This is a genomic window from Duganella sp. Root198D2, assembly GCF_001428585.1.
In the GTDB taxonomy this organism is placed as follows: domain Bacteria; phylum Pseudomonadota; class Gammaproteobacteria; order Burkholderiales; family Burkholderiaceae_D; genus Rugamonas.
Genome location: NZ_LMIC01000048.1, coordinates 44,845 through 58,532, shown reverse-complemented (window position 1 = coordinate 58,532; position 13,688 = coordinate 44,845). Strand labels below are relative to the sequence as shown.

The window sequence follows — 13,688 nt, the reverse complement described above, 5'->3', positions numbered from 1 at the left end:
ATACGCGCCATTGGCTGCCGGCGCTGGCAAGCGATGTTATCCTCATCAGTCGCGCTGCTCATCGTAAGCGCATTTCGTCATGCAAGTTTTAACAAGGAGATCGGAATGGCAATCAAGAAGATCCTGTTTTTGACGGGCGACTTTGCGGAAGATTATGAAACCATGGTGCCGTTCCAGGCACTGCAGATGGTTGGGCACACGGTGCACGCGGTCTGCCCTGGCAAGAATGCGGGCGAGAAGATCAAGACCGCGATCCACGATTTTGAGGGCGACCAGACTTATACTGAAAAACCAGGCCACCAGTTTGCGCTGAACGCGAGCTTTGACGACGCTCGTGCCTCGGCCTACGACGCGCTGGTGATTGCGGGCGGACGGGCGCCGGAATATTTGCGCCTCAACCAGCGAGTGCTGGAAACGGTGCAGGAATTCGCCAAGGCGGGCAAGCCGATTGCGGCGATCTGCCACGGTGCGCAGATCCTGACTGCGGCTGACGTCATCAAGGGCAGGCGCATCTCGGCGTATCCAGCGTGTGCGCCTGAAGTCCGCATGGCTGGGGGCGAATACGTTTCGGTCGAGATGGACCAGGCGGTCACTGATGGAAATTTCGTGACAGCGCCAGCGTGGCCTGCGCATCCGCAATGGATGGCGCAGTTCCTCAAGGTGCTCGGTACCGAGATCAAGCCTTAATTCGCACCCAGCAGCGCCAGTGCTTGCTGGCGTGCCGCCGCGCGCAATGATGCGCGTAGTACAGGATCGTCGGTGGTGCGGGCCAGCACCATGCCGCCGACGCAGAGCGCCACGATGGCTTGCGCCCTCTGCTCGCCGTCGCCGTAGTCCTTCAACGCGTGCGCGTAAATGCGTGTCAGGTTGCGGATCAGGTCTGTGTAGGCGCGCTGTGGCGACAGGCCGGCGCGGGCCACGTCGCCGGGCAAGGCATACAGGGGGCAGTGGTTCTCGATATCTTCCAGCACTTTGTCGCTAAGGTAAAGGTTCAACAGCCGATGAGCCATGTCGCGCGGGTCGGCCGAGGGCGCGCTGGCGATGTCCTTTCGGAAGGGGTTGCAGGTGGTGAAGCTGGCTACAGCGGCGGCGTACAGTTCATCCTTGCTGCCGAAATGGTTGTAGAAACCACCGCGCGTCAGGCCGGCTTCTGACATGATGGTTTCGATCGATACCTGCTCGAAGCCGTGACGGTTGAACAGCTTGCGGGCTGATTCGACGATCCTGGCGCGGGTGCGCTCCTTGTGCTCTGCGGTGTAAGGCATGGGGGGCTTCCTCCTTGATCGGCATTATGCGTCCGATTGAAAATATGTTCTTGAACATATTAAGTATCTCCGTAATCTGCCACATGTTCACATCCCAACCCTAAGGAGACAGACATGTACACCCTGGTTACTTTGCGTTCCGTTCCAGATTTCGCTGTTGGTTACGTGCGCGACCTGCGCGCACGCTGGGCGCTGGAAGAGGCAGGCCAGCCGTATTCCGTGCAGACAATTGGGCCTGAAGACCAGATGTCGTCCACCTATCGCCAGCAGCAGCCTTTTGGCCAGGTGCCTTTGCTGCTGGATGGCGATCAGCCGATCTTCGAGTCCGGCGCCATACTGCGCCACCTGGGCGACCAACTGGGGCTGATGCCGACCGGCGCGCGCGAGCGGCAGTTGGCCGAGATGTGGTTGTACGCGGCACTGAATTCGGTCGAGCCGTATTTCGGTGCCTTTGCGGAGCTGGACGTGTTCCATGCGGGAGAAGCATGGGTCGAAGCTCGCCGGCCCGGGCTGGAAGCGATGGCGAAGCGCCGCCTCGGCGACCTGGAAGCATGGCTGTCAGGTAGCGACTATCTGGCTGGCACGTTCAGCGTTGCCGACATCATGATGTCGACGGTATTGCGCCTGCTGGACTCGAGCGGCCTGCTGGAGCAATTCCCGGCGGTCAGCGCTTACCAGGCGCGCTGCATGGACCGTCCAGCCTACGCGCGGGCAATGGCAGCACAGGTGGCGCTGTATGCGCCGAAGCAGGCGGCAGCCTGAGGTTAGCCGCCCGCCGGGCAAACCCTTATTCAGCGCGGCACGATGGCGAACTGCGGCCGCTCGCTGTAGTTCGGCTTGACGCTACGGTTGATGAAGCGCGTCCATGCCTCACGGGCGTTGGGGATGCCGGTAGCGGCGGCCATGGCCAGCGCCGGCTGCATGTTCGAGGGATAGCCTTCCGGCGAGGTGGCGTAACCGGTCATCTCGCCGGCCAGCCATGGCGAGCGCCAGACGTTGGCATCCTTGTCGACCTGGGTGCGCCAGTTGGCCTGGGCCTGGCTGCCGCAAGGCTGCTCCAGGTAGCGTGCACCGGTGCTGTTCACCATTGGTGAGCCGTCGTTATTGCGCATGGTCGCCTGGTAGGCTTCGGCGAAACTGGTGAAATACGCGGAGGTGGCGCTCGGCCGTACCATGAGGGCGTAGACCGCACCGTCAATCCAGCAGTAGCCACTGGCCATCATGCGGCCGACCGGGAAGCGCGCTTTCCAGGCCAGGATCGGCTGCGCTGCGGTAAATCCCATTTCGTCCAGATGGCCGACCGTCGATGTGAAGAAGTCGTCCATCCAAGGGGCGACGCCGGTACTCGGCCCGGTTGGACCGCTGTAGGCCACGGCGTAGCTGGTGGCTGTATTGTCGATGAAGCCCAGCTGGTTTGTGGCACTGCCGGCGAAGGTGGTGTTGTAAAAATCCAGGTTGTCTTTCAGGACCTGGTTGAAATAGGCCTTCATTGGATGGGCGTCCGGCGTGATGTAGGCGGCATGTCCCAACGTGCGCAGCGACCAGGCCTGGCCACGGACCTGGTTGCCCTTCACCAGGCCTTTGGAAAGCGCGCGGTAATGCGGATTCATGGTGACCAGGTTCCAGTTCGCCCAGAACTGCAATTCATCCAGATAATAGGTATCCCCGGTGAGGAGGTAGGGCAGGTAGGCGAAAGAGGGCTGGTGGGCTGAATCGGGCGTATAAGGCGTGCTGCATGCGCCGGCCACGGTCGAAGTACAACGCGGCATGTCTTCGTGCTTTTGGGTGAGCGGATTGTAGCTGTCGGAGCCGATGCGCTGGTCGCGCACGTAAGGGTACTCAATGATCGACACCACCTGGTCCGTGTTTTTGTCGCGATAGTGGACCGGCCAGCTTCCCGCCAGGTCGCCCAGCCCGACTGTCACCTGCCTGGCGCGGGCATCCATGCTGAGCAGGTAGGTTGCGGCCCAGGCGTGCTGCAGCCCGATATCCGGGCGGCCGCCAGTCGAAGGCATGTATTTGTTCACCAGCGGCATGGCCATCGGGCCACTGTCGGCTGCTTCCCAATCGGTCTTCATCCTGGCAAGGCCGGTTTGCGAGGGAACCACAGTCCGATCGTAATTGGGCAGGGCGCGCGTGCCAAGCAGATAGGCGATATCGTGTTTGACGTGTACTTTCGGTTCGGCGCCGGACCAGAACACCTTGCGCCAGCGCGCGTGATGGAAGTGGCTCAACGCGGCTTTGTTATACACCACCTGGTTGTTCACCACGACTTCGGCATCGTAGGTCACATTCCTGGGATCCGGTTCATAAGCCCAGTTGTTCTCGACGGTCACGTCCACCCGCGTCGGGCCGGGGCGGCCGCTGCCTGGCACGCGATAGCTGCGGATTGCGAAGCGCACGGCAAGGTGCGGGTGCGCGACGCCATTCGCCAGCACGGGAGCGCTTACCTGCCATTCGTCGACCAATGGCCCGGCAAGCCAGGTCTTATATGGCTTGCTGGCCAGTAGCTGCGCGGCGTCCGCAGTGTAAATGACGCCGCCGACGTTGAGCCGCACCACGGCATTGAAACCACTGGCCAGCAGGGATCCAGGGCCGGTGCCACCTGACGGCACAGGCATGGGCATTGTCGCCAGCGCTACCTCGGCAGTTTCGCCGCTGCCGAGTTGCGGCAGCACGGCAGTTAGCACGGCATGGCGCATCGAGCCATCGGCGTGTGTCGCCTTGACGTCGGCCTGCAAAGGTATGGCGACGCCCCTCACTGATGCGGTGATTGTTTCGCCTGGCTTTACATCGCCTTTCGCGAACACGTGGCCGACAGTGACAGGCAGGCCTGCTTGCGCCTGCGCCGAGGCGTCGCTCACTTGAAGGGAGGGCAGTTGCGCCGCCACCGCGGCGCCCGAGGCCAGCAGGCCGACGAGATAGAACAGCAGAGATTTCATGGGCAGATCCTCTCAAATTGAAAGTGCTTGACTTGAATCAATTTAATTAGCCGGCAAACTCCGTACAGTCCTGCACTGGAATAACACAGAGTAGGAGTATTGAAACATGGGTAGCGACAATGAGGTAAACGACGCGCAAACGAACAGCCGTCGTCGATTCCTGGGTAAGAGTGCTGCGTTAGGCTTGGCCGGCGCAGGCGTGCTGGCAGGCTGCAAGGAGAACGGTGCGGGGGCGCCCGGTTCTGCTTCGGCATCGGCAGCAGCAGCGGGCAAGTCGCACGGTGCTGGCAAGGCGCATGTGGAGCCGGGCCAGCTGGATGACTATTACCTGTTCTCCAGCGGCGGCCACTCCGGCGAGGCGCGCATTATGGGCGTTCCTTCCGGGCGAACACTGCGCCGTATCCCTGTTTTCAATATCGATCCTATGGTTGGTTGGGGTATCACCAACGAATCCAAGGCTATCATGGGCACCAAGCCGGATGGCAGCCTGAAATACACCACCGGTGATACCCACCACGTGCATGGCAGCTACAAGGACGGCACCTATGATGGCCGTTTCCTGTGGGTGAACGACAAGATCCACTCGCGCCTGGCCCGCATCCGCATGGACACCATGGAGTGCGACAAGATCACCGAACTGCCTAACGTACAAGGCTTCCACGGTATCTTCCCTGACAAGTGCGACCCGGTCGACAAGTCGGTCAACCACACCACCCGCGTGTTTTGCGGTGCCGAATTCGCGATTCCATTCCCGAACGACGGCCGCGACCTGGACGATCCCTCCAAATGGGGCTCGCTGTTCACCTGCGTGGATGCGGAAACCATGGACGTGCGTTGGCAAGTGCGCGTCGATGGCAATATGGATTTGACGGCGACATCCTATGATGGCCGCTTCGCCTGCTCCAACCAGTACAACACGGAAAATGCGGCGGACCAGGCGGGCATGATGGCTGCCGAGCGCGATGCCTGCGTGTTCTTCGATGTGGCCCGGGTGGAAGCGCTGGTCAAGGCCGGAAAATTCACCACCATCGGCTCCTCGAAAGTGCCGGTGGTTGACGGCCGCAAAGCCGCCAACGCCGATCCCAAGACCGCCGTCACGTGCTACGTCCCGGTCGGCAAGAACCCGCACGGCGTGAACGCGTCGCCGGACGGCAAGTACATGGTGTGCTCCGGCAAGCTGTCGCCGACTGCGACCGTGATCGAAGTGGCTCTGGTGGCCAAGTGGTTCGACGGCGAACTGAAAACCGAGCGCGATGCCGTAGTGGCGGAACCGGAAATCGGCCTGGGCCCGTTGCATACCGCCTTCGACGGCAAGGGCAATGCCTTTACCACCCTGTTCCTGGACAGCCAGATCGTCAAGTGGAACGTGGCTGCCGCCATCGCGCAGTTCAAGGGCGACAAGACCGTCAAGCCGGTGGTTGACCGTGTGGACGTGCACTACCAGCCGGGCCACGGCTACGCTTCGATGGGTGAGACCAAGGAAGCGGACGGCAAGTACTTCAACTCGGGTAACAAGTTCTCGAAGGACCGCTTCCTGCCGGTCGGCCCGCTGCACAGTGAAACGGAGCAGCTGATCGACATCACCGGCGACAAGATGATGATCATTTCCGACCACACCGCTTATCCGGAGCCGCACGACGCAATCATCGTGCGCCGCGATATCGTGAAGACGCGCCAGATCTACAACATGGACGACTTCCCGAACAAGGTGACGGCGGACAACGCGGGCATCACGCGCAACGGCAACAAGGTGCATGTGCGCCTGATGTCGCAGGCGCCGGCCTTCAGCATGCCGGTCATCAAGGTGAAGAAGGGTGACGAGGTAACGCTCACGCTGACCAACTACGACAAGGTGGAAGACCTGACTCACGGTTGCGCACTGCCGACCTACAACATCAACTTCATCGTCAACCCGCAGGAGACCAAGTCGGTCACCTTCAAGGCTGACCATGCCGGTGCGTTCTGGATGTATTGCACGCACTTCTGCCACGCGCTGCACCTGGAAATGCGCAGCCGCTTCCTGGTGGAGGCTTAAGCCCGAAAGGGCGGTTTATCCATGCTGTATCGACTGATTTCCCTGCTTTGGGCGGCGCTGCTTGCGTTGGTGTGCGCAGCGCCCGTCGCCTCGGCCACTTCGATGTACGACACCGTGCTGTCCGCGGGGTTGCTGGGTGGCCCCGATTTGTGTGCCGAAGCGCCGTGCAGCGACGTGCTGCCTGCCGCGACGGCGTTTTCCAAGCGCAAAGGCGCGCCGGCCTACGTTGAAGGCTACGCGCTGGAGCAGGGCAGGCAGAAGGTGGTGGGCTACGTGTTCCTGTCCACCGATGTGGTGGACATTCCGGCTTACTCCGGTAAGCCGGTTGTCACGCTGATCGGCATGGATGCCAAAGGTTTGATTACCGGGGTGCGCATCCTGAAGCACTCCGAACCGATTTTGTTGGCGGGCATTCCGGAAACTGTGCTGACGAAGTTCGTCAGGCAGTACCTGGGCAAGCCCGGCGACGCCAAGCTGGAACTCGGGCTTGGACGTGATGGTGGTGATCTTGATGCGATCAGCGGGGCCACCGTTACTGCCATAGCCGAGAACCAGACCATTGCGCAAAGCGCGTATGAGATAGGCAAGCAGGTGGGCATCTTCAAGGGGATGGTCAAACCGCGCGTACATTTCACGCAGCTGCGCGAACGTCTGGACTGGACCGCGCTCGTCAAGGAGGGCGCGGTCCAGCATATGCGCGTGGAAAGCGCGGATGTGGGCCTGCCATCCGGCGGCAAGCCATATATGGACCTGCACTTCGGCTACCTGAATGTGCCGACCATCGGCATCAGCCTGCTCGGCGAACGCAATTACCAGCGCCTGATGCAGGACCTGAAGGAAGACGAGCACGCAATCTTCATCATCGGCACCGGCCTGGAATCGTTCAAGGGTTCCGGCTTTGTGCGCGGCGGTATTTACGACCGCATCCAGGTGCGCCAGGATGCGGACCGCTTTACCTTCCGCGATACCGATTACCTGAACCTGTATCACCTGGAGCCGGCCGATGCGCCGGAATACAAGGAATCGGCGATCTTCATCGTCCGTTCCGCAAATTTCAACCCTGCGTGGCCGTGGCAACTGAGCCTGCTGGCCAATAAGCTGGACATGCAGACCCACGCCAAGGTGTTTGTCCACTTTGACGAAGAATACTGGACTCCGGCGCGCTACCTGGAAGGCGGCCGCCCGAAAGTCGAGCGTCCGGTGCCGGCCTGGAAATCGGCCTGGCTGGCGCGCAAAGGCGAAATCACCTTGTTCGTGCTGGCGCTGCTGGCAACGGCCGGCTTGTACTCGCAGCGCGAGCGCCTGGTGCGCGCCTCGAAGCGCAAGAGCAAGCCGCTGATCAGCATTCCGCGCACCATGCTGTGGCTCATCGCGGTCGGCTTCTTTGGACTGTACCTGAAGGCGCAGCCTTCAATCACCCAGGTGATGACCTGGTTCCATTCCCTGATCTACCAGTGGAAGTGGGAGCTGTTCCTGTCCGACCCGTTCATCTTCATCTTCTGGTGGTTCATGGTGGTCAGCGTGGTGCTGTGGGGCCGCGGCCTGTTCTGCGGCTGGCTGTGTCCATTCGGTTCGCTGCAACACCTGGCCTACAAGCTCGGCACCCTGATTGGACTGGGCCGCTTCCAGGGCTTGCTGCCCAAGCGCGTGCACGACAAGCTGAAATGGGTGAAGTACGGCGTGTTCGCGGTGCTGGTCGGGGTGTCGTTCTATTCGATGGAACTGGCAGAGCACCTGGCGGAGATTGAACCGTTCAAGACCACCTTCCTGGTGGGCGTACTGAATCGGGGCTGGCCGTTCACGGCCTTCGTGGCGGTCATTCTCGGCATTTCAATCCTGAGCGAGCGGCCATATTGCAAGTACATTTGCCCGCTGGGCGCCGGCCTGGCCGTGCCGAGCTTCTTCCGCCTGTTTGGCCTGAAGCGCAAGCAGGAGTGCGTGACCTGCACCGCATGTGCCAAGGGGTGCGGCTCGCATGCTATCGATGCGCAGGGGCGCATCGACCAGAAGGAGTGCCTGCTTTGCCTGGACTGCATGGTGATGTACTACGACGACCATGCCTGCCCGCCGCTGGCCAAGGAGCGCAAGACGCGCGAGAAGAACGGCCAGCCGCTGACGCCTATCGATGAACGCGGCTACTTTATTTCGCTGGATGCGGTCCGCAGTGAGCTGAAAAGGAAGGCAGGGTAAAACCATGAGTGTCCTCAGGGTTTGCGCGGCCGCCCTGGCTGCGCCCGCGATGCTGGCCTGCGCCCCGGCAGGTGCATACGCGGCCGTGCTGCAGGTGCGCGCCGGCGAATCGATCGCCGCTGCCGTCGGCCAGGCACATCCCGGCGACACTATCCAGGTCATGGCCGGTACCTACGCAGAACGCATCCTGATCGACAAGCCGCTACGCCTTGAGGGTATCGGCAAGCCGACCATCGCCGCCGGCTACAAGGGGGACGTGATCCGCGTCAGGTCGGCTGACGTATCGATCCGCGGCTTGATCGTGCGCGACAGCGGCACCGACCTCGGATCGCAAAATGCCGGCATCTACGTCATGCCAGGCTCCGACCGGATCGTGATCGCCAACTGCGACCTGGTCACCAACCTGTTCGGCGTCTGGCTCGAGCAGTCGCGTGACGCCATCCTGCAGGGCAACCTGATTACCGGCCGCCGTGACCTGATGTCGCAAATGCGCGGCAACGGCATCCAGGTCTACAACACCGACGACACGCAGGTGATCGACAATACGGTGAGCTACGTGCGCGACGGCATCTACGTCGACTACTCGCGCCGTGCCACCTTCCGCGGCAACACCGTGCATCACGTGCGCTACGGAACGCACTATATGAACACCCACAACAGCACGTGGGAAGGCAACACCGTGTACCAGAGCCGCGGCGGCCTGGCGCTGATGGAGGTACGCAGCCTCACGGTGCGCAACAACGTCGCCTGGGGAAACGAAGACCACGGCATCATGCTGCGCACCATCCAGGACTCGGTCATAGAAAACAATATCGTGGCCGGCAATGGACGCGGCTTCTTTATTTACGACGCCGAATTCAATTCCCTGCGCGGAAACCTGGTAATCGGCAATCGCACCGGCGTGCACCTGACGGCCGGTTCCAGCAACAATGCTGTGGATGGAAACGACTTTATCCACAATGCCGAACAGGTCAACTTCGTAGCCTCGAAAGACGTCGAATGGGGGCGCAGCAAGGGCAATTACTGGAGCAATTACAGCGGCTGGGACCAGGACAACGACGGCAACGGCGATGTGCTGTACCAGGCCAACGACGTGGTCGATCGCCTGCACTGGCAATACCCGCTGCTCAAGCTCCTGCTTAGCAGTCCGGCCGTACAAACGCTGCGCTTGGTGTCGCGGCAATTTCCTTTGCTGCGCGCGCCGAGCGTGATCGACAAGCACGCCCGTATGCAGCCCTGGAACACTGATTGGAGAAAATGGCATGGACGACAAGCTGATTGACTTGCGCGCCGTGGGCAAGCGTTATGGGGCGCTGCAGGCGGTCGATGGCGTCGACCTGTCCGTCGGGCGGGGCCGCATGGTGGGCCTGATCGGGCATAACGGCGCCGGCAAAAGCACACTGTTCAAGATGATGCTTGGCTTACTGGAGCCGACTTCGGGCGAAGTACGCATCTGCGGCGTACGCACCAATGATGGCGCCTTCCGCGATGTGCGGCGCCGTATCGGCTATCTGCCGGAGAGCTTTGTCGCCTACGACAACCTGACCGGTCTGGAACTGCTGCACCTGTTCGCGGATTTGAAGAAAGTCGCGCGCGGCGCCTGCTGCAATGTGCTGGAGCGGGTGGGCCTGTCGGCGGCGGCCGATCGCCGTGTTGGCGGCTACTCCAAGGGCATGCGACAGCGCCTGGGCTTTGCACAATTGCTGCTTGGCGCACCGCAACTGGTCTTCCTTGATGAACCGACCAATGGCCTCGATCCGGACGGCATCCACGATTTCTACCGCATCCTGCACCAGCTGCGAGAAGAGGGCGCCACCATCGTCATCACTTCGCACATCCTGGCCGAGATCCAGGAGCGGGTCGACGAACTGGTGATCCTGAGCGGAGGCCGCATTGCGGCGCAAGGAACGCTGGCGCAACTGCGCGCCGGCGCAGCCATGCCTGCCGAAATCCGGCTGGTGGCGCGTCCAGGCGCTACCGGCCGCGTAATCGCCGCGCTGCGCGGCCACCAGGTGCGCGTGGAGCGCGATTGCATCCGCGTTCCTTGCCCGCCGCGCCAGAAAATCCAGATGCTGCAGCTGATCTCGACGCTCAGCGACGCCATCGATGACGTGGCGATCCATGAGCCGTCGCTGGAAGACCTGTTCTTCGGCATGGGAGGCCGTCATGCACGCGCGGCTTGACTGGTCGGCCGCTGCCACCATCGCTGCGCGCGAATTCCGCGACCGCCTGCGCAACCGCTGGGTGCTGGCGGTGGCGCTGGTGTTCGCCGTGTTTGCGCTGGCGATTGCATGGTTCGGCATGGCGCAGCAGGGAAGTGTGGGCTATCGGGGTATCGACGTCACCATCGTCAGCCTGTCCAGCCTTGTCACCTACCTGGTGCCGCTGATTGCGCTGCTGCTGGGCTACGACGCGATTGTCGGCGAGCGCGAACGCGGTTCGCTGGAACTCCTGCTGTCGCTGCCAATCACCCGCTTTGAACTGCTGCTGGGGAAGTTTGCCGGTCTGGCGGCTGCGCTGGCTGCATCGACGGCACTGGGCTTCGGCGCGGCCTTGCTGGCCCTCGCCAACCAGCTCGACGCGCGCGATGCCGTGCATTTCTTCGGCTTTGCCGGCAGCGCCATCCTGTTGGGACTGGCCTTCCTCAGCATGTCGCTTTGCCTGTCGGTGCTGGCGCACAACCGCATTCGCGCCAGCGGTCTGGCGATCGGCCTGTGGTTCCTGTTCGTGCTGGTGTTCGACATGGTGCTGATGGGCGTCCTGGTGCTGTCGCAGGGTGCCCTGGACAGCAGCGTCTTCGGCGCCTTGCTGATGCTCAATCCAGCCGACGTGTTCCGCCTGCTGAATATCTTCAGCTCCGAGCAGGTGCAGGGCCTGTACGGCCTGGCGACCGTGATGCCGGAGCATTTGACCAGCCCGGCGCTGCTGGCTGGCGTAATGCTGGCCTGGATCGCCGTTCCCTTTGCCATCGCCAGCTGGAGATTCAAATGAAGTGCAAGCGAAATGCCGCTGCCCTTGCAGCGCTGCTGCTGTTGCTTGCCGGCTGCGGCGATGCCGCGCGTTCGCTGGCTGCTGGCGAGCCGGTGGACGATGCGGTTTGCGCGCTCGATGGCATGAGCCTCAAGGATTATCCCGGCCCGAAGGCGCAGATCGTGTTCAGGGACGGCCGCATCGACTACTTCTGCAGCCTGTCGGAATTGTTTGAGGTCCTGTTTGGCGACGATGGCCAGCGCGGCATCGGCGCCAGCTATGTGCAGGACATGGGCAAAGCCGATTGGAGCAAGCCGCGCGGGCATTGGATCGAGGCCCGCAGCGCGTTCTACGTGATCGAGAGCCGCGCCCAGGGCGCTATGGGGCCAACCATCGGCACCTTCGCCGGTAAAGAGGATGCGCAGGCCTTCGCTGCGCGAGAAGGCGGCCGCGTACTCGATTACAGCCAGATCAAGCCGGGTGTGCTCAAACCGGGCACCAGGCCGGGGCATGATGCGCATGACGATTCCATGCGCTGAGTATTTTTTTTCACCCACCAACCAAGAGGAAGACAAGCATGAAAGCATTTACCAAGCTGACCGTCGCTATCGCTGCCGCCGTCCTGGCGCCTGCGGTTATGGCCGCCGCACCTGCCAAGGGCGCCGGCATCAGCGGCGAGAAGATCTATTCCGCCAACTGCGCCTCCTGCCACGCCGCTGGCGTGCTGGGCGCACCTAAAGCCGGCGATAAAGCCGCGTGGGCCCCGCGCGTCAAGCAGGGCAAGGAAGTACTGTACACCCATGGCCTGAACGGCTTCAAGATGATGCCTGCAAAAGGCGGCAATCCCGGCTTGAAAGATGATGAGGTGAAGGCCGCCATCGACTTCATGGCCAAGAGCTGATAATGCAGCGCCGACGGCTGTTGGCTTGCACCGTGCTGCTGCCTTTGCTGGCAGCTTGCACGGCCAGGGATGAAGTGCACCGCGTGCAGGGCCATGTGTTCGGCACGCAGGTGGAGGTAAGTATTTACGGGCCATCCGAAGCTGAGGCGCGCGAGCAGGGCGCTGCCGTGCTGCGCGAATTCGACCGCCTGCACCACAAGTACCATGCCTGGCAGCCAAGCCAGCTGACGGCGCTGAACGATGCTATCGCTCGCGGCGAGGCCTTTGACGCAGACGATGAGATGGTGGGGCTGTTGCGCTCCGCCGCCGAATTGTCGGCGCGCTCCGGCGATACGTTCAACCCCGCCATCGGCCGCCTGATCCGGCTGTGGGGTTTCCAGAAGAACGATATTACAGCGGGCGGTCCGCCGTCGGCGGAAATCGAGAGGCTGGTCAAGGCCAATCCGCGCATGGCGGACTTGCATTTCGAAGGGAACCGCATTACTAGCAGTAACCGCACCGTCATGCTGGACCTGGGCGGCTACGCTAAAGGCTATGCATTGGACCGGGCGGCGCAGATCCTGCGCCAGGCACATGTCAAGGCGGCATTGGTCAACGTCGGCGGCAACGCGATCGCGCTTGGCCAGCCGGGCGAGCGGCCGTGGATGGTCGGCATCCGCAATCCGCGCGGGCCGGAGACGGTGGCGCGCGTGGCCCTGCACGACAATGAGGCAATCGGCACCAGCGGCGACTACGAGCGCTACTTCATGAAGGAGGGCAAGCGCCACGCCCACATCATCGATGCCCGCACCGGACAGACGGTGGACCTGGTCGCTTCCGTCACCATCATTGCCTCCGGCGGCGCCGACGCAGGTTTGCGCTCGGATGGCAATTCCAAGCCGCTGTTCGTGGTTGGCCCGCAGGGCTGGTGCGATATGGCGCAACGACTCGATTTGAAAGAAGCCATGCTGATTGATGCCCAGGGCGAGGTGTATGCTACGCCTGCCATGACGGCACGCACCGACCAGGGAAAAGAGAATGGGAAATCTGTACGAGGATGCACTGCCGCCCGCAACGGGTGAGCGCTTCGATACGCTGCTGTCGCACCGGGGGCTGGTTATCGAGCGCATTGTCAGCACGGCGAAGATCGCATCGCAGGAATACGTGCAGGAACAGGACGAATGGGTGGTGCTGCTGACGGGGGAGGCCATGCTGGACGTGGCCGGCAGCAAGGTAGCGCTGAAGGCCGGCGATTACCTGTTCCTGCCGGCGCGCACGCCCCATGCCGTCCTGCAGGTTTCCGATGGCGCCTTATGGCTCGCGGTGCACCTGCACGGGCGCAGCGCGTGACAAAGTGCGCATCTTTTGGTAATCCTGATCTGCTACTCTTGGTTGCTTTACTCCTG

The 13,688-nt window shown here is 62.2% G+C and carries 13 protein-coding genes; 11 read left to right on the top strand and 2 right to left on the bottom strand.

The annotated features are described in order from the left end of the window. Window positions 1-105 precede the first annotated feature (105 nt). Window positions 106-687, top strand: coding sequence for a DJ-1/PfpI family protein (locus ASE26_RS23985; RefSeq protein ID WP_055929652.1), 582 nt, complete (start codon window positions 106-108; stop codon window positions 685-687). On the opposite strand, the gene ASE26_RS23980 is transcribed toward ASE26_RS23985, so the two are convergent. Beyond that, complete coding sequence (locus ASE26_RS23980) at window positions 684-1,265, bottom strand: TetR/AcrR family transcriptional regulator (RefSeq protein WP_055929655.1); 582 nt, start codon at window positions 1,263-1,265, stop codon at window positions 684-686. The two genes, ASE26_RS23985 and ASE26_RS23980, sit on opposite strands and share 4 nt — an antisense overlap. A gap of 114 nt (window positions 1,266-1,379) precedes the next feature. Here ASE26_RS23980 and ASE26_RS23975 point away from each other — a divergent pair, with 114 nt between their 5' ends. Then, window positions 1,380-2,027: a glutathione S-transferase family protein gene (locus ASE26_RS23975; protein ID WP_057247073.1), complete on the top strand. Its 648-nt coding sequence runs from the start codon at window positions 1,380-1,382 to the stop codon at window positions 2,025-2,027. 29 nt (window positions 2,028-2,056) lie between these two features. Here ASE26_RS23975 and ASE26_RS23970 read toward each other — a convergent pair whose 3' ends face one another. After that, on the bottom strand, window positions 2,057-4,207 hold the full coding sequence (locus ASE26_RS23970) for a hypothetical protein (RefSeq protein WP_057247072.1): 2,151 nt from the start codon (window positions 4,205-4,207) through the stop codon (window positions 2,057-2,059). A gap of 106 nt (window positions 4,208-4,313) precedes the next feature. Between ASE26_RS23970 and nosZ the strand changes: the two genes are divergently transcribed. From nosZ to ASE26_RS23925, 9 genes are read left to right on the top strand one after another with little or no spacing between them, the layout of a single operon-like run. Next, the gene (gene nosZ / locus ASE26_RS23965) at window positions 4,314-6,242 is read left to right on the top strand and encodes a TAT-dependent nitrous-oxide reductase (RefSeq protein WP_057247071.1); all 1,929 of its coding nucleotides are present in this window, start codon (window positions 4,314-4,316) and stop codon (window positions 6,240-6,242) included. A 33-nt stretch (window positions 6,243-6,275) separates the two neighbouring features. Then, a complete protein-coding gene (locus tag ASE26_RS23960; protein ID WP_373922434.1) occupies window positions 6,276-8,432 on the top strand; it encodes a 4Fe-4S binding protein in 2,157 nt (718 codons plus the stop codon). 4 nt (window positions 8,433-8,436) lie between these two features. Then, complete coding sequence (locus tag ASE26_RS23955; RefSeq protein ID WP_082507265.1) at window positions 8,437-9,714, top strand: nitrous oxide reductase family maturation protein NosD; 1,278 nt, start codon at window positions 8,437-8,439, stop codon at window positions 9,712-9,714. Continuing rightward, entirely contained in the window at window positions 9,695-10,615 is a 921-nt protein-coding gene (locus ASE26_RS23950; RefSeq protein ID WP_055929674.1) for an ABC transporter ATP-binding protein, read from the top strand. Before ASE26_RS23955 ends, ASE26_RS23950 begins: the two co-directional genes overlap by 20 nt. Further along, complete coding sequence (locus tag ASE26_RS23945; RefSeq protein ID WP_057247069.1) at window positions 10,599-11,423, top strand: ABC transporter permease; 825 nt, start codon at window positions 10,599-10,601, stop codon at window positions 11,421-11,423. Before ASE26_RS23950 ends, ASE26_RS23945 begins: the two co-directional genes overlap by 17 nt. After that, on the top strand, window positions 11,420-11,941 hold the full coding sequence (locus ASE26_RS23940; RefSeq protein WP_057247068.1) for a nitrous oxide reductase accessory protein NosL: 522 nt from the start codon (window positions 11,420-11,422) through the stop codon (window positions 11,939-11,941). The genes ASE26_RS23945 and ASE26_RS23940 overlap by 4 nt, the downstream gene beginning before the upstream one ends. 38 nt (window positions 11,942-11,979) lie before the next feature. Beyond that, window positions 11,980-12,303, top strand: a complete 324-nt coding sequence (locus ASE26_RS23935; protein WP_055929683.1) for a cytochrome c5 family protein — start codon at window positions 11,980-11,982, stop codon at window positions 12,301-12,303. Between the two features lie 2 nt (window positions 12,304-12,305). Beyond that, window positions 12,306-13,364, top strand: coding sequence for an FAD:protein FMN transferase (locus tag ASE26_RS23930; RefSeq protein WP_055929686.1), 1,059 nt, complete (start codon window positions 12,306-12,308; stop codon window positions 13,362-13,364). Further along, window positions 13,321-13,632, top strand: coding sequence for a cupin domain-containing protein (locus ASE26_RS23925; RefSeq protein ID WP_055929689.1), 312 nt, complete (start codon window positions 13,321-13,323; stop codon window positions 13,630-13,632). Before ASE26_RS23930 ends, ASE26_RS23925 begins: the two co-directional genes overlap by 44 nt. Window positions 13,633-13,688 lie beyond the last annotated feature (56 nt).

Coding starts and splice junctions, on each gene's coding strand:
- ASE26_RS23985 (WP_055929652.1), top strand. CDS start 106: ATGGCAATCAAGAAGATCCTGTTTTTGACGGGCGACTTTGCGGAAGAT.
- ASE26_RS23980 (WP_055929655.1), bottom strand. CDS start 1,265: ATGCCTTACACCGCAGAGCACAAGGAGCGCACCCGCGCCAGGATCGTC.
- ASE26_RS23975 (WP_057247073.1), top strand. CDS start 1,380: ATGTACACCCTGGTTACTTTGCGTTCCGTTCCAGATTTCGCTGTTGGT.
- ASE26_RS23970 (WP_057247072.1), bottom strand. CDS start 4,207: ATGAAATCTCTGCTGTTCTATCTCGTCGGCCTGCTGGCCTCGGGCGCC.
- nosZ (WP_057247071.1), top strand. CDS start 4,314: ATGGGTAGCGACAATGAGGTAAACGACGCGCAAACGAACAGCCGTCGT.
- ASE26_RS23955 (WP_082507265.1), top strand. CDS start 8,437: ATGAGTGTCCTCAGGGTTTGCGCGGCCGCCCTGGCTGCGCCCGCGATG.
- ASE26_RS23950 (WP_055929674.1), top strand. CDS start 9,695: ATGGACGACAAGCTGATTGACTTGCGCGCCGTGGGCAAGCGTTATGGG.
- ASE26_RS23945 (WP_057247069.1), top strand. CDS start 10,599: ATGCACGCGCGGCTTGACTGGTCGGCCGCTGCCACCATCGCTGCGCGC.
- ASE26_RS23940 (WP_057247068.1), top strand. CDS start 11,420: ATGAAGTGCAAGCGAAATGCCGCTGCCCTTGCAGCGCTGCTGCTGTTG.
- ASE26_RS23935 (WP_055929683.1), top strand. CDS start 11,980: ATGAAAGCATTTACCAAGCTGACCGTCGCTATCGCTGCCGCCGTCCTG.
- ASE26_RS23930 (WP_055929686.1), top strand. CDS start 12,306: ATGCAGCGCCGACGGCTGTTGGCTTGCACCGTGCTGCTGCCTTTGCTG.
- ASE26_RS23925 (WP_055929689.1), top strand. CDS start 13,321: ATGGGAAATCTGTACGAGGATGCACTGCCGCCCGCAACGGGTGAGCGC.